This is a genomic window from Thermobifida halotolerans, from assembly GCF_003574835.2.
GTDB classification, from domain to species: domain Bacteria; phylum Actinomycetota; class Actinomycetes; order Streptosporangiales; family Streptosporangiaceae; genus Thermobifida; species Thermobifida halotolerans.
This window is the reverse complement of the sequence record NZ_CP063196.1, coordinates 5355234-5377212: the sequence shown is the minus strand read 5'-3', so window position 1 is coordinate 5377212 and position 21979 is coordinate 5355234. Positions and strand designations below refer to the sequence as shown.

The window sequence follows — 21979 nt, the reverse complement described above, 5'->3', positions numbered from 1 at the left end:
TCTGTAACAGAACCGTCTTACAACCGTCCCGCTGTCGTTGCCCGGCCGTCCTCCCGGCGGCTCCGCCGCAGCACCCGCAGCGAGCCCCGCGCCCGCTCCTCGACGAACTCGCCGGAGTCCAGGGCGCGGCGGTAGATGTTGTAGGGCGGGCGTCCGCCGTCGGCCGGGTCGGGGAACACGTCGTGGATGACCAGGGCTCCGCCGACCCGCACGTGCGGACTCCAACCGGCGTAGTCGGCCTGGGCGGCCTCCTCGGTGTGGCCGCCGTCGATGAAGAGCATCCCCAGGGGGGTGTTCCACAGGCGGGCCACCTCCGCGGAACGGCCCACCACCGCGACGACCCGGTCCTCCAGGTCGGCGGCCGCCATGGTCTCCCGGAACGCGCCCACGGTGTCGAGCCGCCCGGTCGCGGGGTTGACCAGGGACGGGTCGTGGTACTCCCAGCCGATCTGGTGCTCCTCGGAGCCGTGGTGGTGGTCCACGGTGACGACGACGCCGCCGACCTCCCGGACGGCCGCGCCCAGGAACACGGTGGACTTGCCGCAGTAGGTCCCGATCTCCAGCACCGGTCCCAGCGGCGCGTAGGCCAGCGCGGTCTCGTACAGGGCGAGCCCCTCGTCGGTCGGCATGAAGCCCCTGGCGCTCTCGGCCACGCGCAGCAGGTCTTCGGGCATGGGCGTGCTCACGGGTGTCCTCGCCTCCGGTTACACCTGGTCGGTGGGTCGTGCCGGTCCTCGTCCGACCGCGTACGCTATCGGCCTCCGAGGGAGCGCAGCCGGGCGGCTGCCTCGTCCAGCACCTCGTCCCTCTTGCAGAAGGCGAAGCGGACGAGGTGGCGGCCCTCCCGCTCGTCGGCGTAGAAGACCTGGGCGGGCACCGCCGCGACTCCGGCCCGGTGGATCAGGGAGCGGGCCAGCACCGCGCCGTCGTCGTGGCCGAGCGGACGGATGTCGGCCATGAGGAAGTAGGCGCCCTGGGCGCGCCCCACCCCGAATCCCGCGGCGGCCAACCCTGCGGCCAACCGGTCGCGTTTCGCCTGGAGGGCGTCGCGCTGGGCGCGCACCCAGTCCCTCTCACCGCGCAGCGCGTCGGCGACGGCGAGCTGCTGCGCGCCGTTGGCCGAGAAGGTCAGGAACTGGTTGACGGTGCGCACCGCGTTCACCAGGGGCGCCGGGCCCGTGACCCACCCCACCTTCCACCCGGTGACGGAGAAGGTCTTGCCCGCCGAGGAGACGCTGAGCGTGCGCTCGGCCATGCCGGGGAGCGTGGCCAGCGGCACGTGCGCCACCCCGTCGAAGGTCAGGTGCTCGTAGACCTCGTCGGTGAGCGCGATGACGTCGTTCTCCCGGCACAGTCGCGCGACCAGCGCCAGCTCCTCGGGGGTGAACACGGTCCCCGTGGGGTTGTGCGGGGTGTTGACGATGACCATCCGGGTCCGGGGGGTGATCGCCGCGGCCAGTTCCTCGGGGTCGAACGTGTACCTCGCGTCGTCGGCGGACGGCCGCAGCGTCACCGGGCGGCGCACCCCCTGGGCGAGCGCGATGACGGCGGAGTAGGAGTCGTACATCGGCTCGAACAGCACGACCTCGTCGCCCGGCTCGACCAGCGCCAGCACGCTCGCGGCGATCCCGGCGGTGGCTCCGACGGTGACGTACACCTCGGTCTCGGGGTCGTGCTCCAGGCCGTAGCGCTCCCCGCGGTCGGCGGCGACCGCGGCGCGCAGTTCGATCCGCCCGGGGCCCGGAGGGTACTGGTTGACGCCCTCCCGGAGTCGGCGGGCCGCGTCCTCCAGCAGGGACCGTGGCCCGTCGGTGTCGGGGAAGCCCTGCCCCAGGTTGATGGCGCCGGCCTCGTTGGCCAGCCGGGTCATCTCGGCGAAGATGGTCTCGCCGAAGCCTCTCATCCGCTTCACCACAGGTTCGTCCACGGCCCCACCCTAATCCGTCCCCTCCCGCGGGCCCGGGTGCGGAGCCGCCGTCCCGTGCGGCGCTGCCGGTCTACCGCGTTCCGGTCACGAGGCGATCCCCCTGCGCAGCCGGATCTCGGCGAGCGCCTCGTGCAGGCGGGACATCTCCTCGTCGCTGAAGCGCTCGATGAGCCGGACCATGGTCGCCCCGCGGTCCCCTCCACCGCTGAGCACCTCGCTCATGACCCGGGCGGTGTGTTCCTCGCGGCTCTCCCGCGGCCGGTACCGCCATGCCCTGCCCACCTTCTCCCGGTGCAGCATCCCCTTGTTGAACAGGATGTTCGCCACGGTCATGACCGTGGTGTAGGCGACGTCGCGGTCGTAGGTCATGGTCTCGCGGATCTCACGGACCGCGAGCGCGCGGTCAGCGGACCACAGGGCGTCCATGATGGCGGCCTCCAACTCGCCGAACTCCCTTACCTTCACCTTTCCCCACCTCCAGGGCAGCATGCTAGGAGCGGGGACGGTTCGGACACGGCGAAACGCGGTCTGACGAACCGATCCGTGCCCTTCTCTGGACAGAACAGCCGTTTCCACCGCCACGGTGGTGAGCCGTGCCGCGTTTTCGGGAACCGCGAACTCGTTTTCGCACCTCCGACGGCTGTCGGGCCGCGGTTCTCAGAGCAGCCCCCGGATGTGGATCTCGGTCTGCTCCCCCAGGTTGCGCGGAATGACGTAGGGGCGCTCGGCGTTGACGTCGGGCCAGTTGTCCTGGATCTCCTCGGCGGTGGTGTGCTCCAGCACCACTCCGGGGCCCTCCGCCACGAACACGCGGGCGATCCGGCCGCCGCCCACCGAGTAGACCTCGCCGGTGGTGGGGCAGTCCTCGTGCGCCAGCCACAGCACCAGGGGGGTGACCTTCTCGGGGCTGAGGACGGCGGCGGCGTCCGCGGGGAAGAGGTCCTCGGTCATCCGGGTGTAGGCGATGGGCGCGACGGCGTTGACGTTGATGTCGTACTTGGCACCCTCGATCGCCAGCGTCTTGGTGAGCCCGACGACGCCCATCTTGGCGGCCGAGTAGTTGCTCTGCCCGAAGTTGCCGAACAGCCCCGAGGGCGAGGTGGTGTTGACGATCCGGCCGTAGCCGTGCTCCCGCAGGTGCTCGAAGGCCGCGCGGGAGACCAGGAAGGCGCCGCGCAGGTGGACGGCCAACACCTCGTCCCATTCCCGGGTGGAGATGTTCTTGAAGGACCTGTCGCGCAGGATTCCCGCGTTGTTGACGATCACGTCCACCCGACCGAAGGTGTCGTTGGCCGCGTCGACCAGCGACTGCGCGCCCTCCTCGGTGGAGATGTCCCCGGTGTGGGTCAGCGCGCTTCCGCCGTGCGCGCGGATGCGCTCCGCCACCGCGGCGGCTGCCGGTTCTTCGAGGTCGTTGACCACCACCCTGGCCCCGCGTGCGGCGAATCCGAGGGCGTGGGAACGGCCCAGTCCGTGTCCGGCCCCGGTGATGACGGCGACCCTTCCGTCGAACCGCAGCTCGCCCATTGCTTCCTCCTCAACGAGACGCCGGGGAGGGGGTCCCCGGGCTCGGGGACGGGAACCCGGTCCCCTTCCGAATCGTGCGCTCCCCGTGGGTTTCGTGGACGGTCGGCGGTCGACCGCCCAGGGGGCAGGGGAAAGTCAATACCCGGTCCGCGCCCGGCGGGGTCGCTTCGGGGACACGGTTTCGACACGGCGGGGCGCCGGGTCGGCTCCCGCGGCCCCGGCCCACCGCCCTTCCGCACCCCCTTCTCCGCGGGTCGCCGCTCGAGGCGTTTCCCCCCTGTGCACAAATGTGAAGCATGTCACAGGATTAGCCTGAACCGGAGACGGGGATGCTGCACAGAGCGTCACCTCGCCCACTCGAAGCCGGGGCACACCAGTGAACCTCACTGCGACTGTCCTTGATTTGTGAATAAATGTTAGGTATATCCCAGCGTGGCACCCTGCTGGAGGCTCCACCGGACTCTCTGGCAAAGTAGCCTGTTACCCGAGACGGTCCGCTGGGCGTGTCCTGGTGCGGTCAAACACGTAGTACAGCCACATTCGCTGACCGCCCGTCTCTCCGACAATTCACAAGCGAGCTGCGGAAGAGGGCGATCTCCGCCGTGTCGTCTGAGGCATCTCAACCCCTGACAGATTTCGGCCCGAACGAGTGGCTGGTCGACGAGCTTCACAGAAAGTACCTCGCCGACCCCAACTCCGTTGACAAGGCATGGTGGAACTTCTTCGCGGACTACAGGTCCGGCTCCGCCACCAACGGGGCAACCTCCCCCGCCAAGGACACCAGGTCCGACGGCGGCGCCCGCAGCGCGGCCCCGGCCCCGGCTGCGAAGGCGGACACCACCGCGGGCGCGTCGAAGAGCTCTCCCGCTGCCCGACCTGCCGCCGCGAGCAAGCCCGCCGCCCCCGCGAAGTCCGGGGACGGCGCCGGGGACGCACTCGCGGTGTCCGAGGAGCGGCTGCGCGGCGCGTCCGCGCGCACCGCCGCCAACATGGAGTCCAGTCTCACCCTGCCCACCGCCACGAGCGTGCGGTCGGTCCCGGTGAAGCTGCTGTTCGACAACCGCATCGTGATCAACAACCACCTGCGGCGCGGACGGGGCGGCAAGGTCTCCTTCACCCACCTCATCGGCTACGCCATGGTCAAGGCGCTCGAGTCGGTCCCGGTGATGAACTACTCCTACACCGAGATCGACGGCAAGCCCGCCGTGGCCAAGCCCGAGCACGTCAACTTCGGCCTGGCGATCGACCTGGCCAGACCGGACGGCTCCCGGCAACTGGTGGTGCCGAGCATCAAGGCCGCCGAGACCATGAACTTCAAGGAGTTCTGGAGCGCCTACGAGGAGGTCGTCCGCAAGGCCCGCAACAACAAGCTGGGCGTGGCGGACTTCCAGGGCACCACCATCAGCCTCACCAACCCGGGCGGCATCGGCACCGTGCACTCGGTTCCGCGGCTGATGCCCGGCCAGGGAACCATCCTGGGCGTGGGCTCCATGGAGTACCCGGCCGAGTTCCAGGGCGCCTCCCCCGAGACCCTGAACCAGCTCGCCATCAGCAAGGTCATGACGCTGACCTCCACCTACGACCACCGCATCATCCAGGGTGCGCAGTCGGGTGAGTTCCTCCGCACCATCCACCAGTTGCTGCTGGGCGAGGACGGCTTCTACGACGAGATCTTCGAGTCCCTGCGCATCCCCTACGAGCCCGTGCGGTGGGTGCAGGACATCTCGGTCAACCGGGACAGCCAGCTCGACAAGGCCACCCGGGTCCAGGAGCTCATCCACGCCTACCGCGTGCGCGGGCACCTGATGGCCAACACCGACCCGCTGGAGTACAAGCAGCGCCGCCACCCCGACCTCGACGTCCTGGAACACGGCCTCACCCTGTGGGACCTGGACCGCGAGTTCCCGACCGGCGGGTTCGGCGGCAAGCCGGTCATGAAGCTCCGCGACATCCTGGGCGTGTTGCGCGACACCTACTGCCGCACGGTGGGTATCGAGTACATGCACATCCAGAGCCCCGAGGAGCGGGAGTGGATCCAGGCCCGCGTCGAACGCGAGCCCGAGAAGATCGGCCGCGAGGAGCAGTTGCACATCCTGCGCCGCCTCAACAGCGCCGAGGCCTTCGAGACCTTCCTGCAGACCAAGTACGTGGGTCAGAAGCGCTTCTCCCTCGAAGGCGGCGAGTCGCTGATCCCGCTGCTGGACGGGGTGATCTCCAAGGCCGCCAAGGCCCAACTGGACGAGGTCGTCATCGGCATGGCCCACCGGGGCCGCCTGAACGTGCTGGCCAACATCTGCGGCAAGTCCTACGCGCAGATCTTCGGTGAGTTCGAGGGCAACCTCGACCCGCGCAGCGCGCACGGCTCGGGCGACGTCAAGTACCACCTCGGCACCGAGGGCACGTTCACCACGCCCGAGGGCGAGAAGATCGCGATCACGCTGGCCGCCAACCCCAGCCACCTGGAGACCGTCGACCCGGTCGCCGAGGGCATCGTGCGCGCCAAGCAGGACGTCCTCAACAAGGGCGCCAACGGCTTCACCGTGCTGCCGGTCCTGATCCACGGCGACGCCGCGTTCGCCGGGCAGGGCGTGGTGGCCGAGACCCTGAACCTGTCGCAGTTGCGCGGATACCGCACCGGCGGCACCGTGCACATCATCGTCAACAACCAGGTGGGTTTCACCACCTCGCCCAAGGACAGCCGCTCCAGCGTCTACGCCACCGACGTGGCCCGCATGGTGCAGGCGCCGATCTTCCACGTCAACGGGGACGACCCCGAGGCCGTGGTCCGGGTGGCGCAACTGGCCTTCGCCTACCGGCAGGCGTTCAACAAGGACGTCGTCATCGATCTGGTCTGCTACCGGCGCCGCGGGCACAACGAGGCCGACAACCCCTCGTTCACCCAGCCGCTGATGTACGACGTGATCGACGCCAAGCGGTCCACCCGCAAGCTGTACACCGAGGCGCTGATCGGCCGCGGCGACATCTCGGTCGAGGAGGCCGAGCAGGCGCTGCGCGACTACCAGCAGCAGTTGGAACGCGCCTTCACCGAGACCCGTGAGGCCGCCAAGAAGCCGGTCGAACCGGGATCGGTGATCAAGCCCGAGGTGTTCGACGAGGGCCGGATCGACCACTCCGCCACCGGGACGGCGATCACCGACGAGGTCGTCAAGCGGGTGGTGGAGACCCAGGTCTCGCTGCCCGAGGGCTTCACCCCGCACCCGAGGCTGCTACCCCAACTGCAGCGCCGCGCCCGGATGGTCGAGGAGGACAAGATCGACTGGGCGCTCGGCGAGACGCTGGCGTTCGGCTCGCTGCTGATCGACGGCCACCCGGTGCGCCTGGTCGGCCAGGACAGCCGACGCGGCACCTTCGGCCAGCGCCACGCCGTCCTGGTCGACCGCGATACCGGAGCGGAGCACACCCCGCTCAAGAAGTTCGACCGGGGAACCTCGAAGTTCTACGTGCACGACTCGCTGCTGAGCGAGTACGCGGCGCTGGGCTTCGAATACGGCTACTCGGTGGAGCGCCCCGACGCCCTGGTGGCCTGGGAGGCGCAGTTCGGCGACTTCGTCAACGGCGCCCAGACCGTCATCGACGAGTACATCAGTTCGGGTGAGCAGAAGTGGGGACAGCGCTCCAGCGTCACCCTGCTGCTGCCCCACGGCTACGAGGGCCAGGGCCCCGACCACTCCTCCGGGCGCATCGAGCGCTTCCTGCAGCTGTGCGCGCAGGAGAACATGACGGTCGCGCTGCCCACCACCCCGGCGAACTACTTCCACCTGCTGCGCTGGCAGGTGAAGTCGCCGTACCGGCGCCCGCTGGTTGTGTTCACGCCCAAGTCGATGCTGCGGCACAAGGCGGCCGTCTCGGCCACCTCGGAGTTCACCTCCGGGGCGTTCCAGCCGCTCATCCCCGACACCAGCGGCATCGCGCCGAACGACGTGCGGCGTGTGGTGCTGTGCTCCGGCAAGGTCTACTACGACCTCGACGCCGCCCGGAGGAGCACCGGGGACACCCACACCGCGATCATCCGGGTGGAGCGGCTCTACCCGCTGCCGATCGACGAGATCCGCCAGCAGCTCAAGGCCTTCCCCAACGCGGGTGAGGTCCTGTGGGTGCAGGAGGAGCCGGCGAACATGGGACCGTGGCCGTTCGTCGCGCTGGTCTTCTCCGAGCAGTTGGACCGCCCGTTCACCCGGGTGTCGCGTTCGGCGAGCTCCTCCCCTGCCGCGGGCTCGGCCAAGCGGCACGAGTTGGAGCAGCAGGCCCTGGTGAACACGGTCTTCCCGCCGACCGACTGAGGCAGGACGCCGATGTACTACACCGATCGCGGAATCGAGGAGCTGGAGAAGCGCCGCGGCGAGGAGGAGGTCACCCTGGCGTGGCTCGCCGAGCAGTTGCGGACCTTCACCGACCTGCACCCGGAGTTCGAGACCGCTGTCGATCGGCTGGCCACCTGGTTGGCCCGCGACGATGACGACGAGTAGCGCCCGGACTCCGTGGCTTCCGGGAGGCCCCCGGCCGGAAACGGCCGGGGGCCTCCCGCGTGTGCGGGGTCGGAGGGCATCCGCCCCCCGATCGGGGTAGGGGCACCCCGGACCGAGGTGGGGGTCTTCCCTGATATCTCACGACATATCTTGAGACTGCCGCCATCGCGACATATCTTGTTGTCAGAGTCGCTTATCAGAAGGGGACCGCGATGGCACGTTGGACCATCGACCAGCCGACCACGCGCACACTCGACGGAATCGTGGCCCTGCGCGTGCGTATCATCGGCGGCCACGTCAACATCCTGCCCACAGACGACCCGGTGACCTTCGAGATCTCCGAGATCTCGGGCGAGCCGCTCCTGGTCTCCCACGAGGCCGGAATCCTCACCGTCACCTACGCGGACCTGACCCGCGGCGGCCTGCTGGACCGGCTCCGACCGGTCCAGTTGAACAGCTACCGCGACCTGCCGAAGCGGAGCGCGACCGTCAGCATCCGCGTCCCACACGACTGCCCGGTCGAGGTCACCTCCGCCACGGCGCCGATCGTGGCCGCCGGGCTGACCGCCAAGACCCAGCTGCGCAGTGCCTCCGGAGACGTCACCCTGGACGGCGTGGGCGGCGAGATGGAGGTCAACACCGTCTCCGGTGACCTCGAAGCCCGCAACCTCACCGGCAGACTCTCCTTCAAGAGCGTCAGCGGTGACCTGGAGGTGGCCGGAGGCCGGTTCTCCGACCTGTCCGGCACGACCGCGTCGGGGGAGCTGCTCGCCGACGTCGACCTGGCCCCGGCCGCCCGGGCCGCCCTGAACTCCGTCTCCGGGACGGTGGCCCTGCGGGTGCCCACCGACACCTCGGCCACCGTCGAACTGCGGTCGGCCACCGGCGCCCTGGACTCGGCGTTCAGCCTGGACCGGCAGAACCTCCGAGGTCTCAGCCGGCTGAGCGGCAAGATCGGTACCGGGGTCGACCCCGCCACCATCACCACGACCACCGTGTCCGGCGCCGTCTCGCTGCTGCGCAGGGAGGCCGACGCCCCGGCCGCGATCCCGAGGGGGGACGCATGAGCACCATCTTCGGCCATGGCCGACTCCGCCTGTACCTGCTGAAACTGCTGGACGAGAGCCCCCGGCACGGCTACGAGATCATCAGCCTGCTGCGGGACCGCTTCCTCGGCGTCTACTCCCCCTCGCCCGGCACCATCTACCCCCGGCTCGCCCGTCTGGAGGAGGAGGGCCTGGTCACCCACGAGGAGGTCGACGGGCGCAAGGTCTACCGGCTCACCGACAAGGGCCGCGCCGAACTGCGCGACCGCGGCCGGGACCTCGACGACCTGGAGCGGGAGATCACCGAGTCGGTGCGCGACATCGCCCAGGCGGTGCAGCGCGACGTCCGCGACACCATCAGCCACCTGCGGGAGGAGCTGAAGGTGGCGGCCCGGGCCACCCGGCGTGACCGGTCCCGGCAGGAGAAGACCGAAGAGGCGGGCGCCGAGGACGTGTGGGGAAAGGCCGCCACCGAGGGCGCCGAAACCGGCGGGCACGCCCGCGGGCGGGCGGGCGAGCGCGAGCACGGCTTCCGGTGGAACCGCGAGTGGGAGAAGTTCGCCCACGGCTTCAGCTGGGGCACCCGGGTCCGGGGAGCGACGGAACGCGGCGCGTGCACCGACTTCGAGCGGACGCTGCGCGACTTCGCCGACCGGGTCCGCGACGTCGCCCGCGAGGCGGGCACCGTCAGCGAGGCCGCGGTCAGCGACCTGCGCCGCATCCTGGACGAGACCCTGGAGGTCATCCGCCGGGACGCCGCCCACTGGGGCCCCCCGGAATCCACCGCGAAGCGCCCCGAGGAGGAGACCGAGAAGGCCGCCCCGCCGAAGGACGACAGCGGTCCGGGCAGCCCGAAGGGCTGACCCCCGGGGCCGTCTCCCGAACGCCTCGGCCCCGGGGAGGGGGCCGGGGCCGTGTTGATCTTTCTCCTCCCGCTGTGTACTAGCCTTTTCTGGTCCCCGAGATGTCCCGGCGAGAAGGAGATCGTGGTGGCCGCTGGCTACAACAGTCCCACCGCTCGGCGGCGCCGTCTGGGTGTGGAGCTGCGCCGCCTGCGGGAGAAGGCCGGTTTCACCGGGGAGGAGGCCGCCGCGCGGATGTCGTGGTCGGGCAGCAAACTCTCCCGGATCGAACGCGGCCAGGTGTCGAGCAACTCCGACGACATCCGGGACCTGCTGGAACTGTACGGGGTCGACGATCCCGGAATCCGCCAGGCGCTGGTCCTGCTCGCCCGCGAGTCACGCCGCCGCGGCTGGTGGCACGTGTACGGCGACGTGATCCCGGAGCGGTTCGACGTCTACCTCGGCCTGGAACCGGAGGCGTGCGCGCTGCGGTTCTACCACGGGCAACTGGTTCCCGGACTCTTCCAGACCAGGGAGTACGCCCAGGCCCTGCTGGAGGCGCACCCCGCACCGGTCGAACCGCACGAGATCAGCCGCCGGGTGGAGCTGCGGATGCGCCGCCAGGAGATCCTGGCCCGGGAGGACCCGCCGAACGTGTGGATGGTACTGGACGAGGCGACCGTCCACCGCGTCGTCGGCGACCCGACGACCATGGCCGACCAGTTGCGGCACCTCATCCGGATGAGCGAACTGCCGCACATCACCCTGCAGATCCTGCCGTTCGGCCGGGGCGCGCACCCCGGACTGGACGGCGCGTTCGACATCCTGGAGTTCAGCGAGCCCGAGGTCTACGCGCCGCGCCTGGTGCACCTGGAGAACTTGACCAGCAGCCTCTACATCGAGAAGGCCAAGGAGGTGCGGACCTACACGGTCGCCTTCGAGCACCTGCGCACCGCCGCGCTGCATCCGGTGGAGACGCGGCTCCTGCTGACCGAGCGCGAGGAGCGGATGCGGGCGCTGGCCCCGCCCCCCGATCCGGAGGAGTGACGGGGCGCGGCGGCGGGCAGCCCGCCTTCTCCGTACCGTGATCCGACCGTGTTCCACCCGTGACAGTGGTCGGCCCGGAACGGGAGATCCCGTTCCGGGCCGACCGCCTCACCGCGTCGATCCGGTCACGCCCGGGCGACCCCGTCCTCGCGGGCCTGGTCGGCGACGGCCGAGGAGACCGCCGGGACGACCCGCTCGTCGAACGGACTGGGAATGATGTAGTCGGGCGCGAGGTCGTCGCCGACCAGGTCGGCCAGTGCGTTGGCCGCCGCGAGCTTCATGTTCTCGGTGATGTCCGTGGCGCGCACCTCCATGGCGCCGCGGAAGACACCCGGGAACGCCAGCACGTTGTTGATCTGGTTGGGGAAGTCGCTGCGCCCGGTGGCCACGACCGCCGCGTACTTGCGGGCGACGTCGGGGTGGACCTCGGGGTTGGGGTTGGCCATGGCGCAGATGATGGCGTTGTCGGCCATCGTGGCGACGACCTCCTCGGGCACCTCGCCCGCGGACAGGCCGACGAACACGTCGGCTCCGGCCAGCGCGGACTCGATGGAGCCCTGGAGCCCGGCCCTGTTGCTGACGGCGGCGAGCGCGGCCTTGTGCTCGTTGAGGCCCGCCCGCCCCCCGTAGATGATGCCCTTGCTGTCGGCCACCGCGATGTCGCCGATACCGCCCTTGATCAGCATGCGCGAGACCGCGATGCCCGACGCTCCGGCCCCGGACACGACGGCCCGCAGGTCGCCGAGCTCCCGTCCGGTCACCCGGGCCGCGTTGCGCAGCGCGGCCAGCGCCACGATGGCGGTGCCGTGCTGGTCGTCGTGGAAGACCGGGATGTCGAGGCGTTCCCGCAGCCGCCGCTCGATCTCGAAGCAGCGGGGAGCGGAGATGTCCTCCAGGTTGATCCCACCGAAGGACGGTGCCATGCGGGCCACCGTCTCGACCACCTCGTCGACGTCGGTGCAGGCCAGCGCGATCGGCACCGAGTCGACTCCGGCGAACTGCTTGAACAGCAGCGACTTGCCCTCCATCACGGGCAGGGAGGCCTCGGGGCCGATGTCCCCCAACCCCAGCACGGCGGTGCCGTCGGTGACCACAGCGACGACCTTGCTCTTCCAGGTGTAGGCGTCCACCAGCTCCGGGTGGTCGGCGATGGCGCTGCAGACCCGTGCCACGCCCGGCGTGTAGGCCAGGGCCAGGCCCTCGTGGTCGTTGACCTCGACGGTCGAGTGGACTTCCAGCTTGCCGCCGCGGTGCAGAGCGAACGCGGGATCGGCGTCGAGCCGGGAATGGTGATCGCTGGTCACGTGAAAACCCCTCAGTGAATCCGTGCGCGTCCCCTCGGCTTCGAGGGGGGAACGACTGTGCGGTGGGAAGCAGCGAGCGGAGAGGGTCGGGTGTGCGGTGTTGGGAACTGTCCACACCGGTCGGCTGAGACCGGTTGCGGCTTCCTGACTCTCCGCAGCGGTTGTACGGAAGCGCTGCCAGCGGTACGGGGGGTGACCCGTTATCCAATCATCTCACAACAGTGACCGCAGTCCCATGCCCGGAGGGCGACGATGCTGACTGTCGACCACAACATGAGATTTCACGCGAGGAGCCCAACAAGCTCTCGCATGCGACGAACCGGCTCACCGACAGCCGGTCCACCTCAAAGGAGGAAACCGACGTGAAGGACCTGTGGCCCCCGACGGGGTCTGAGGCAGCCGAGGCCCCGGAGCACCCCGTTTCCCGCAGGCGCCTGCCCCACCTGGCGGTGTTGCCGGTGGCGGCCGTGCTGGCCCTGAGCGCCTGCGGGGGCGGTGCCGAGGAGGAGGCCGCCGAGCCCGAGGACGCGCCGGCCGTCGCGGTCGACGAGGAGCTCGCCGCGATGGTCCCCGACGAGATCGCGGAGGACGGCGTCATCACCATCGGTGTGGACAGCGAGTACCCGCCCGCCGAGTTCCTCGACACCGACGGCCAGACCGTCATCGGCTTCGACGTGGAACTGTTCGACGCCGTCGCGGGCAAGCTCGGGCTGGAGACCGACTGGCAGTCCGCTCCGTTCGACTCCATCATCACCGGGGTGGACTCCGGCAAGTACGACGTCGGGGTCTCCTCGTTCACGATCACCGCCGAGCGGCTGGAGAACGTGACCATGGTGAGCTACCTCGTCGTGGGCACCCAGTGGTTCGGCCTCGCGGGCAACCCCGAGGGCGTCGACCCCGACGACGCCTGCGGCAAGCGGATCGCGGTGCAGGTCGGAACCATCCAGGTGGACGACATCCAGGCGCGCAACGACAGGTGCGTCGAAGAGGGCAAGGAGCCCATCGAGATCCAGCAGTTCGAGAGCCAGACCCAGGCGACCTCGTCGGTGGTGTCCGGGCAGAGCGACGCCAGCCTGGCCGACCTCCCGGTGGCCGCCTACGCGATCGAGCAGACCGGCCAGGAACTGGAGACCTACGGGGAGCAGTACGAGGCCGCGCCCTACGGCGTGGTGGTTCCCAAGGAGGACACCGAACTGGCCGAGGTGATCCGGGCCGGTTTCGCCGCCGTCATGGAGGACGGCACCTACGACGAGATCCTCGCCGAGTGGGGCATCCAGGGCGGCGGCATCGAGACCCCCGAAGTCAACCCGGACGTGGAGTAGCGGTCTGTCGTGAACGCGGAAACCAGCCCGCCCCGGGTGGCGGTCTCCCCGCCCGGGACGGGTTCCCCCGACGTCATCAGGGCGGTACCGGTCCGTCACCCCGGCCGCTGGGTCGCCGCCGGGGCCGTCCTGGTGCTCGCCGCCATGTTCGTGCACATGCTGGTCACCAACGAGGTGTTCAACTGGCCGTTCATGGTGGAGAACATGTTCTCCGAGCCGGTGCTGCTCGGGGTGCGCACCACGCTCGTCCTGACCGTGCTGGCGATGCTCATCGGCGTCCTGATCGGCATCGTCGTCGCGGTCATGCGGCTGTCCGGCAACCCGGTGCTGTCCGGGGTCGGCTGGCTGTACACCTGGTTCTTCCGGGCGGTGCCCCGCCTGGTGCTGTGTGTGCTCTTCGGCAACCTGGGCGTGCTCTACAACCGCATCGACCTCGGCCTGCCGTTCGACCACTACTGGATGCCGCTGCTGGGCCTGCAGACAGACGCCAGGTTCTTCTCCTTCGACACCCGTGACCTGCTCACCCCCTTCGTCGCGGCACTGCTGGCGCTGGCGCTGTCCGAGGGCGCCTACATGGCCGAGATCGTGCGGGCGGGCCTGCAGTCGGTGGACCCCGGACAGACCGAGGCCGCCCAGGCGCTGGGCATGCGCAGGTTCACGGTGCTGCGCCGGATCACGCTGCCCCAGGCGCTGCGGGTGATCGTGCCGCCGACCGGCAACGAGACGACGGCGATGCTCAAGGACACGTCCCTGGTCGCCTACGTACCGCTCACCACGGAACTGTGGTTCCAGTTGCAGGCCATCGGCAACCGCACCTACGACCCGTTCCCGATGCTGGTCGCCGCGTGCCTCTGGTACCTGGCGATCACCAGCGTGTTCATGGCCGGCCAGCACCTGCTGGAGCGCTCCTTCACCAGGGGTGACCGCCGGGCGCGGGCCGGGGTGAAGCTGTTGCGGGTCCAAGGCAGGAATTGAGGCGCGTTCGATGGTCGCAGAGAGTGTTCCCCCCGGTGACGACCGCATGGTGGTGGCCGACAACGTCCACAAGCACTACGGCCGGCTCCACGTGCTGCGCGGCATCGACCTGGAGGTGCGGCGCGGCGAGGTGTGCTGCGTGATCGGACCGTCCGGCTCGGGCAAGTCCACCTTCCTGCGCTGTGTCAACCACCTGGAGAAGATCAACGCCGGCCGCCTGTGGGTGAACGGCCAGTTGATGGGATACCGACAGAAGGGCGGCAGGCTCCACGAACTACGCGAGTCGGAGGTGGCCGCGCAGCGCCGGGAGATCGGCATGGTGTTCCAGCGGTTCAACCTGTTTCCGCACATGTCGGTGCTGGCCAACGTGATGGAGGCGCCGGTCCAGGTCAAGCGGGTGCCCAGGGGCGAGGCCAGGGAGACCGCGATGGGGCTGCTGGAGCGGGTCGGCCTGGCCGACAAGGCCGCCTCGTACCCGGAGCAGTTGTCCGGCGGACAGCAGCAGCGGGTGGCGATCGCCCGGGCGCTGGCGATGAACCCGTCGCTCATGCTGTTCGACGAGCCCACCAGCGCGCTCGACCCCGAACTGGTCGGCGAGGTCCTGGACGTGATGAAGGACCTGGCCGAAGGCGGGATGACCATGCTCGTGGTGACGCACGAGATGGGTTTCGCCCGCGAGGTCGGCGACACGCTCGTCTTCATGGACGGCGGCGTCGTGGTCGAACGCGGCACTCCCGAGGACGTCCTCGGCTCCCCGCAGCACGAGCGGACCAGGGCGTTTCTGTCCAAGGTGCTGTGAGCGGGCCGCGGTCGCGGGGCTCCTCACGCCGCCCCGCGACCGCGGCCCGTCCGGTGTCGGGCTAGCGTGGACCGGCAGCCGTCCCCTTCCGCGTCCCCAGTGAGGTCCGCCGTGATCCGTCCCGCCCGTCCCGAGGACGTCCCCGTCATCACTCGCCTGGTCCGCGATCTGGCGGAGTACGAGAGGGAGCCGGAGGCCGCGACGGCCACCGAGGAGGATCTCGCCACCGCGCTGTTCGGCGCCCATCCCGCGGTCTTCGCGCACGTCGCCGAGCACACCGCCGAGAACGGCTCCACCGTGGTCGCGGGCATGGCCCTGTGGTTCCGCAACTTCTCCACCTGGACCGGACGCCACGGCATCTACCTCGAGGACCTCTACGTGCGCCCCGAGTTCCGGGGGCTCGGCTACGGCAGGGCTCTGCTGACCGAGCTGGCCCGGGTCTGCGTGGAGCGGGGGTACACGCGCCTGGAGTGGTCGGTGCTGGACTGGAACACCCCGTCCATCGAGTTCTACCGGGCCCTCGGCGCGGTCGCCATGGACGAGTGGACCGTCTACCGCCTCGACGGGCGGGCCCTTGCCGAACTCGGCGGATAGGACGACGGAAGCGGCGCACCGGACGGGTCGTCCGCACTGTTCACACGCTGTGGGGAACACGGATCAGCGCGCACTTGTCACGTACCCGGGGGGAACAAGATAGATTGCTTACAAGCGGCAATCTCGCTTCCCGAAGGAGGGACGTGACCGAAGACACCGCTGTACCGACGGCGGATGCCATGGGCGTGAGGGATGCGGTGACGGTCCGCATGCCCGCCGACAGCGCCTACCTGTCCGTGCTGCGCACGGCCACGGCAGGGCTCGCCGCCCGCCTCGACTTCACCCTGGACGAGATCGAGGACCTGCGCATCGGTGTGGACGAGGCCTGCGCGATGCTCCTCACCCAGGCGCTGCCCGGTACAGATCTGACCACGGAGTTCGAACTCACCGGGGACGGGATGCGCATCAGCGTTTCGGTGCTGACCGCGGACGGCCGACCACCGGCGCGTGACACCTTCGCCTGGACCGTACTCTCGGCGTTGGCCGGTGACGTCGACGCCGTTGTCGGCTCCGATGACCGGGTATCCATCGTCCTGCACAAACGCCGCGACCCGGTGGAGTCGGCGTGAGTGAAAGGGGGCCCGCTCTGACGGCGCAAACGGAGCATTCAACGCCTGACCGGGCCCGTGCGCGGGAGCTGTTCGAACGTCTGGGGGAACTCGACCCGGACTCTCCGGAGCGCCAGCGCATCCGGGACGAACTCGTCGAACTGCATCTTCCACTGGTGGAGTATCTCGCCAGGCGGTTCCGCAACCGGGGCGAGTGGCTCGACGACCTCACCCAGGTGGCCACGATCGGGCTGATCAAGTCCATCGACCGCTTCGACCTGAACCGCGGGGTGGAGTTCTCCACCTACGCCACTCCGACCATCGTCGGTGAGATCAAGCGGCACTTCCGGGACAAGGGCTGGGCGGTGCGGGTTCCGCGCCGTCTCCAGGAGCTCAAGCTCTCGCTGACCAAGGCCGTCAGTGAACTGTCCCAGCGACAGGGCCGCGCGCCCACGGTCGCCGAACTCGCCGAGTACCTCAAGATGACCGAGGAGGAGGTGCTCGAGGGTCTGGAGTCGGCCAACGCCTACTCCACCGTGTCCCTCGACGCACCCGACAACGGTGACGAGGACGCGCCCGCGGTCGCCGACTCGCTGGGCATCGTGGACGAGTCCCTGGAGGGGGTGGAGTACCGGGAGTCGCTCAAACCGCTTCTGGAGCAGTTGCCGCCGCGTGAGAAGCGCATCCTGCTGCTGCGCTTCTTCGGCAACATGACCCAGTCGCAGATCGCCGCGGAGCTCGGTATCTCGCAGATGCACGTGTCCCGCCTGCTGGCGCGCACCCTCGCCCAACTGCGTCAGGCACTCACCACGGACGAGTGACGCTTCTGCCCGCCCGCGTCGCGGCCCGCGATCGGTCCGTGGCGCGGGCTTGTCACTTCCCGCGTCGGGCCGCGCCCCCGGCGGGGAAGAGCGTGGCGGTCGTCGGCGGGGCGAGCACCAGGGCCAGCGTGAGGACCGCGAACGCCCCCAGAGCCAGACTGAGCCGGGGCTGCTCGCTGGTCCACAGGTAGTAGGCGATCACCAGTCCGAAGATCTGGGTGAGCACCACCGGGGTGCGCGCCCAGTCCCTGAGGTTGAACAGTCCCCAGGCGACGTAGCAGAGAACGGCGCCGCCACCGAAGGCGAACACGGCCAGTGGAATCGCGAAGGTGGCGTCGGTCGCGTTGCCCAGCAGCGTGTTGACCAGGACGTAGCCGCCCAGGACGAGCACCAGCAGCCCGAGCAGCGCTTCGCCGCCGGCGGCGAGGACAAGGGTGATCGGTCGTCGGGACACGGCTTCACTGTAACCCGCCCGCCACGGACCCGCTCCCGGGGACCTGCGGCCGCCCCGGTCGGGCCTCCCGTCCGCTCCGGGCAGGAGGCACAGTCAATAGACTGGCTGAGTGCGCGCCCTGTTCATCTCGAATCCCCAGGCCACCACGATGACTCCCCGCTCGCGCGAGGTGATCGTCCGTGCGCTCGCCAGTGACATCAAACTCGACGCGGCCGCGACCGAGTATCGCGGCCACGCCGGGGAGCTGGCCCGGCGTGCCGCCGAGGACGGCTACGACCTGGTGATCAGTTTCGGCGGTGACGGAACCGTCAACGAGGTGGTCAACGGACTGCTCGGGATCCCGGAGGCGCAGCGGCCGGCCTACGCGGCGCTGCCCGGCGGCAGCGCGAACGTGTTCGTCCGCGCGCTGGGGCTGCCCGCCGACCCGATCGAGGCCACGGGAGCGATGCTGGAGGCGCTGCACACCGGTTCGCGGCGCGTGGTGAACCTGGGGCACATCGACGGCCCCGAGGGGGGACGCTACTTCACCTTCTGCGCGGGGTTCGGCTGGGACGCCGACGTGGTGCACGAGGTGGAACGACAGCGGAGGCGCGGCCGTCGGGCCACACCCGCCCTGTACGTGGCCATCGCCCTGAACCTGTTCCTCAAGGGCGGTGTGGGGGGCGACCCGTCGCTGAGCGTGCAGATGCCGGGGCGGCTTCCGGTGCGGGACCTGTACTTCGCCCTGGTGACGAACACGACCCCGTGGACCTACGCGGGGCCGTCCCCGGTGCAGCCGACTCCCCGGTCGCGTTTCGACCTGGGGTTGGACGTGTTCGCGTTGACGCGCGTGGACACGATGACCACCGCCAACGTGCTGCGCAAGATGTTCTCGGCGCGGGGGGTGCCGCCCCGGGGGCGCGGTTACCTCACCTGGCACGACCGCGAGGAGTTCACCATCCGGTCACGGCGACCCCGAGCGTTTCAGATCGACGGAGAATACCTCGGCCACCGACAACAGGTCAACTTCCGGTCGATTCCGAAGGCATTACGAATAGTTGCTTAAGAGAGCATAAAAGCCCAGTTCAGGATACTTGTGATGTACACGACACCCCGTATCGGGCTTTCACGCGCCTTCTCCCTTGAAAGCTCTCTTTAACCCTGTCACGCTCAAAGTATCGCCGCACGTTACGGGCGCGTTAACGGTTGGTTCCGGCTTCGGTGGTCGCGACTTTACGGGCATCCGCGCTCAGCGACCTCCGGAAACGGCCACGACGTCCCGTGCGAGGCGCGCGAAACAGGGCAGGGGACCGGCCAGCACCACCGTGACGGCCCCTAAGCGTCCTGCTTCGTGAACTGTTTCACAAGGCTCTCGCCCCGACCGCCTCACCGTGAGGAGTGACCCGCATGGACTGGCGCCACCACGCTGCCTGCCGTGACGAAGACCCCGAGCTTTTCTTTCCCATCGGCAACTCCGGCCCGGCACTGATCCAGATCGAAGAGGCCAAAGAGGTATGCCGCCGCTGTTCCGTGAGCACCGCCTGCCTGCAGTGGGCTCTGGAGACCGGCCAGGACGGCGGTGTGTGGGGCGGCATGAGCGAGGACGAGCGTCGCGCCCTGAAGCGCCGCCGCTCCGTCCGTCCCGCCGCCCGACTGCACACCACGGTCTGACCTGCCCGATTACCCGCTAGTCGTAGTACTGGACCTCATGATCCACCGGCAGATCCAGCAGGACCTTGGTGCCGCCGCCCTCCTGGGGAGTCATCTCCAGTCGGCCCGCGAGTTCACCCGTCACCAAGGTCCGCACGATCTGTAGACCAAGGCTACTACTGGTTTCCAGGTCGAAGTCGGCGGGGAGCCCTGTTCCGTTGTCGACGACCTCGATGACCAGCCGTCCCGCACTCCCCGTCTTCTCGTCCGTTCCCGGCACCGGCGCCTGACGGCGCACCCGCACCTCGATCGTGCCGGGACCGTACCTGAGTCCGTGCTCGACCGCGTTCTGCACCAGTTCGGCCAGGACCATCGACAGCGGGGTGGCGACCAGCGCGGACAGCAGACCGAAATGCCCCACCCGGCGCGGCGCCACCGCCGCCGCGCCGGTGGAGGACACCTCCGCCGCCATCTCGATGACGCGGTCGGCGATGTCGTCGAAGTCGACGGTCTCGTCGGGCGTGTGCGAGAGCATCTCGTGCACGATCGCGATCGATCCGACCCTGCGCACCGCCTCGTCGAGCGCCGCGCGCCCCTCGGAGTTGTGCAGCCGACGGGACTGCAGCCGCAGCAGGGCCGCGACGGTCTGCAGGTTGTTCTTCACCCGGTGGTGGATCTCGCGGATGGTGGCGTCCTTGGTCATCAGTTCGCGCTCCCGGCGGCGCAACTCCGTGACGTCGCGCACCATGACCAGCGCCCCGATCCGCTCCCCGCTGATGACCAGCGGAATGGCGCGCAGTTGGACGGTTGTTCCCCGGGCCTCCACCTCGGCCTCCAACGGCACCCGGCCGCCCGCGGTCCAGCTCAGCGACTCGTCCCGGGGATCGTGGTCGGCCGACAGCTCCACGGTGGTGCGCGCCAGTGACGCCCCGACGAGGTCCGCGGTCAGTCCGAGTCTGCGGTAGGCGGACAGGGCGTTGGGGCTGGCGTAGACCACCCGCCCCTCGCGGTCCAGCCGGAGCAGTCCGTCCCCCACGCGGGGCGAGCGCACCATCAGCGGCCCCTGGTCGCTGAACGGGAAACCGCCCTCGGCGATCATCTGCGCCAGGTCGCTGGCGCTCTGCAGGTAGGTGAGCTCCAGTCGGCTGGGGGTGCGCGCGGCGCTGAGGTTGGTGCTGCGCTGGATCACGCCCAGCATGTTCCCCTCCCGGCGCACCGGGATCGTCTCCTCCCGCACCGGAACCCCGCCCGACCAGTCCGGGTCTCCCTCCCGGCAGATCCGTCCCTCGCGCCAGGCCCGGTCGATCAGCGCGCGTTTGGCGCGCAGTGGGGGAGCCACCGGGTCCGGCTCCCCACCGGCCGTGGGCGCGTCGGGCAGGAAGGTCTCGACGAGGTCGTCCTGGAAGGCGGTCGGCCCGGTGGTCGGCCGCATCTGGGCGACCGCGACCCAGCCGCTGTCGTCGCGCAGCCGCACCCAGAGCAGCAGGTCCGCGAAGGACAGGTCCGCGAGCAGCTGCCAGTCGGAGACCAGGGCGTGCAGCCACTCCAGGTCCACCGTCGTGAGCGCCGTATACCTTCTGATCAGATCACTGAGGTGAGGCACTCACAAATCATCCCATGCGCGGGGGCATACTCAAGAGATGCACCTTTCTACCAATGGCCTAGACCAGTCACCGTCTTTTTCGGTGGCCCGGCTATGTATCGGTCCGCTGGCACTGCGAAGATGCGGCAAACGCCGAACGGGCGGGAAGCGGTGGAGGAAATCGACGTGACGGGTCAGCGAACTGTTGAGGACAGTCCCCGGGTTCCGAAGTACTACCAGGTCAAGAAGCAACTCCTGGAACTGATCGAGACGATGCCCGCGGGTAACCCGGTGCCACCGGAGCGGGCTTTGGCAACCCAGTTCGGCACGTCCCGCACGACGGTGCGCCAGGCGCTCACCGAGATGGTGGTCGAGGGACGGTTGCTGCGCATCCAGGGCAAGGGCACCTTCGTCGCCAAGCCCAAGGTGACCCAGGTGCTGCAACTGACGAGCTACACCCAGGAGATGCGCTCGCACGGTCTCCACCCCGACACCCGGATCCTCGATGTGAGTTACGTCAACGCCGACGAGGACCTGGCCGGTCTCCTGGCCACCCGCTCCGGCGGCCGGGTGCTGCGCATCGAACGTCTGCGGTTGGCCAACGGCGAGCCGATGGCCGTGGAGACCGCCCACCTTCCCGCCCGCCGCTTCCCCGGCCTGCGCCGCCAACTGGACCGGTACGCCTCGCTCTACGAGGCCCTGGCCGCGGTGTACAACGTGCATCTGGCCGAGGCCGAGGCGACCATCGAGACGGTCCTGGCCACCCCCAGCGAGGCCCGCCTGCTCGGGGTGGACGTCGGACTGCCGCTGGTACTGCACTGCCAGCACAGCTTCGACGCCGAGGGAAACCCGGTGGAGTGGGTGCGGTCGCTGTACCGGGGCGACCGGTACAAGTTCGTCACCCGCCTGCGTCCGCCGAAGGAGAAGGACCACTAGCCCGCCGCTCTCCCGCTCCTCCGCGCCCGTGTCGCACCGGATTCTGTGAGGTCCCTCACCCCACAGTTGCTACTCACTGGTAATTTACTGGGTGGGGCGGCTCTCCCTTCCCGCCTCACCCAACTACGGGATCCCGCAA

The 21979-nt window shown here is 69.5% G+C and carries 21 protein-coding genes; 14 read left to right on the top strand and 7 right to left on the bottom strand.

What is annotated here, in order from left to right; translation table 11 throughout:
- Nucleotides 1-17 precede the first annotated feature (17 nt).
- The 4 genes from NI17_RS23795 to NI17_RS23780 form a co-directional block, all read right to left on the bottom strand.
- Nucleotides 18-674 (bottom strand): class I SAM-dependent methyltransferase, encoded by a 657-nt coding sequence (locus NI17_RS23795; protein WP_369975116.1) that lies wholly within the window; start codon nucleotides 672-674, stop codon nucleotides 18-20.
- A 77-nt stretch (nucleotides 675-751) separates the two neighbouring features.
- Complete coding sequence (locus NI17_RS23790; RefSeq protein WP_199859884.1) at nucleotides 752-1927, bottom strand: pyridoxal phosphate-dependent aminotransferase; 1176 nt, start codon at nucleotides 1925-1927, stop codon at nucleotides 752-754.
- An 84-nt stretch (nucleotides 1928-2011) separates the two neighbouring features.
- Complete coding sequence (locus NI17_RS23785; protein ID WP_199859883.1) at nucleotides 2012-2416, bottom strand: BlaI/MecI/CopY family transcriptional regulator; 405 nt, start codon at nucleotides 2414-2416, stop codon at nucleotides 2012-2014.
- Between the two features lie 168 nt (nucleotides 2417-2584).
- Nucleotides 2585-3454, bottom strand: coding sequence for an SDR family oxidoreductase (locus tag NI17_RS23780; protein ID WP_068687579.1), 870 nt, complete (start codon nucleotides 3452-3454; stop codon nucleotides 2585-2587).
- Nucleotides 3455-4056: 602 nt separating this feature from the next.
- Here NI17_RS23780 and NI17_RS23775 point away from each other — a divergent pair.
- The 5 genes from NI17_RS23775 (at nucleotide 4057) to NI17_RS23755 (ending at nucleotide 10876) form a co-directional block, all read left to right on the top strand.
- Nucleotides 4057-7755 (top strand): multifunctional oxoglutarate decarboxylase/oxoglutarate dehydrogenase thiamine pyrophosphate-binding subunit/dihydrolipoyllysine-residue succinyltransferase subunit, encoded by a 3699-nt coding sequence (locus NI17_RS23775; RefSeq protein ID WP_119268006.1) that lies wholly within the window; start codon nucleotides 4057-4059, stop codon nucleotides 7753-7755.
- 12 nt (nucleotides 7756-7767) lie between these two features.
- Complete coding sequence (locus tag NI17_RS23770) at nucleotides 7768-7941, top strand: DUF6104 family protein (RefSeq protein ID WP_170163068.1); 174 nt, start codon at nucleotides 7768-7770, stop codon at nucleotides 7939-7941.
- Nucleotides 7942-8153: 212 nt separating this feature from the next.
- Nucleotides 8154-9008 carry a DUF4097 family beta strand repeat-containing protein gene (locus tag NI17_RS23765; protein WP_068687578.1) on the top strand — a complete coding sequence of 285 codons (855 nt, stop codon included), beginning with the start codon at nucleotides 8154-8156 and terminating at the stop codon, nucleotides 9006-9008.
- Entirely contained in the window at nucleotides 9005-9850 is an 846-nt protein-coding gene (locus NI17_RS23760; RefSeq protein ID WP_068687577.1) for a PadR family transcriptional regulator, read from the top strand. Before NI17_RS23765 ends, NI17_RS23760 begins: the two co-directional genes overlap by 4 nt.
- A gap of 126 nt (nucleotides 9851-9976) precedes the next feature.
- Nucleotides 9977-10876, top strand: a complete 900-nt coding sequence (locus NI17_RS23755; RefSeq protein ID WP_068687576.1) for a helix-turn-helix domain-containing protein — start codon at nucleotides 9977-9979, stop codon at nucleotides 10874-10876.
- Nucleotides 10877-11001: 125 nt separating this feature from the next.
- Here the strand turns inward: NI17_RS23755 and NI17_RS23750 are convergent, their stop codons facing one another.
- A complete protein-coding gene (locus tag NI17_RS23750; RefSeq protein WP_068687575.1) occupies nucleotides 11002-12180 on the bottom strand; it encodes an NAD(P)-dependent malic enzyme in 1179 nt (392 codons plus the stop codon).
- Nucleotides 12181-12614: 434 nt separating this feature from the next.
- Here NI17_RS23750 and NI17_RS23745 point away from each other — a divergent pair, with 434 nt between their 5' ends.
- The 6 genes from NI17_RS23745 to NI17_RS23720 all read left to right on the top strand — a co-directional run bounded on the left by NI17_RS23745 (nucleotide 12615) and on the right by NI17_RS23720 (nucleotide 17239).
- Nucleotides 12615-13502, top strand: coding sequence for an ABC transporter substrate-binding protein (locus NI17_RS23745; RefSeq protein ID WP_068687931.1), 888 nt, complete (start codon nucleotides 12615-12617; stop codon nucleotides 13500-13502).
- Between the two features lie 9 nt (nucleotides 13503-13511).
- A complete protein-coding gene (locus tag NI17_RS23740; RefSeq protein ID WP_068687574.1) occupies nucleotides 13512-14477 on the top strand; it encodes an amino acid ABC transporter permease in 966 nt (321 codons plus the stop codon).
- A 10-nt stretch (nucleotides 14478-14487) separates the two neighbouring features.
- Nucleotides 14488-15276 carry an amino acid ABC transporter ATP-binding protein gene (locus NI17_RS23735; RefSeq protein WP_068687573.1) on the top strand — a complete coding sequence of 263 codons (789 nt, stop codon included), beginning with the start codon at nucleotides 14488-14490 and terminating at the stop codon, nucleotides 15274-15276.
- 111 nt (nucleotides 15277-15387) lie between these two features.
- The gene (locus tag NI17_RS23730; RefSeq protein ID WP_068687930.1) at nucleotides 15388-15870 is read left to right on the top strand and encodes a GNAT family N-acetyltransferase; all 483 of its coding nucleotides are present in this window, start codon (nucleotides 15388-15390) and stop codon (nucleotides 15868-15870) included.
- A gap of 143 nt (nucleotides 15871-16013) precedes the next feature.
- Nucleotides 16014-16439, top strand: a complete 426-nt coding sequence (locus NI17_RS23725; protein ID WP_068687572.1) for an ATP-binding protein — start codon at nucleotides 16014-16016, stop codon at nucleotides 16437-16439.
- Complete coding sequence (locus tag NI17_RS23720) at nucleotides 16436-17239, top strand: RNA polymerase sigma factor SigF (RefSeq protein ID WP_084012329.1); 804 nt, start codon at nucleotides 16436-16438, stop codon at nucleotides 17237-17239. The genes NI17_RS23725 and NI17_RS23720 overlap by 4 nt, the downstream gene beginning before the upstream one ends.
- Before the next feature lie 52 nt (nucleotides 17240-17291).
- Here NI17_RS23720 and NI17_RS23715 read toward each other — a convergent pair whose 3' ends face one another.
- Nucleotides 17292-17693, bottom strand: coding sequence for a hypothetical protein (locus NI17_RS23715; RefSeq protein ID WP_068687571.1), 402 nt, complete (start codon nucleotides 17691-17693; stop codon nucleotides 17292-17294).
- A 109-nt stretch (nucleotides 17694-17802) separates the two neighbouring features.
- Here NI17_RS23715 and NI17_RS23710 point away from each other — a divergent pair, with 109 nt between their 5' ends.
- Both NI17_RS23710 and NI17_RS23705 read left to right on the top strand, forming a co-directional pair.
- Nucleotides 17803-18738: a diacylglycerol/lipid kinase family protein gene (locus tag NI17_RS23710; RefSeq protein WP_068687570.1), complete on the top strand. Its 936-nt coding sequence runs from the start codon at nucleotides 17803-17805 to the stop codon at nucleotides 18736-18738.
- 341 nt (nucleotides 18739-19079) lie between these two features.
- On the top strand, nucleotides 19080-19343 hold the full coding sequence (locus NI17_RS23705; RefSeq protein WP_068687569.1) for a WhiB family transcriptional regulator: 264 nt from the start codon (nucleotides 19080-19082) through the stop codon (nucleotides 19341-19343).
- Between the two features lie 16 nt (nucleotides 19344-19359).
- On the opposite strand, the gene NI17_RS23700 is transcribed toward NI17_RS23705, so the two are convergent.
- A complete protein-coding gene (locus NI17_RS23700; protein WP_068687568.1) occupies nucleotides 19360-20925 on the bottom strand; it encodes a sensor histidine kinase in 1566 nt (521 codons plus the stop codon).
- Nucleotides 20926-21090: 165 nt separating this feature from the next.
- Here NI17_RS23700 and NI17_RS23695 point away from each other — a divergent pair, with 165 nt between their 5' ends.
- Entirely contained in the window at nucleotides 21091-21840 is a 750-nt protein-coding gene (locus NI17_RS23695; protein ID WP_068687567.1) for a GntR family transcriptional regulator, read from the top strand.
- The last annotated feature ends 139 nt before the right edge of the window (nucleotides 21841-21979 follow it).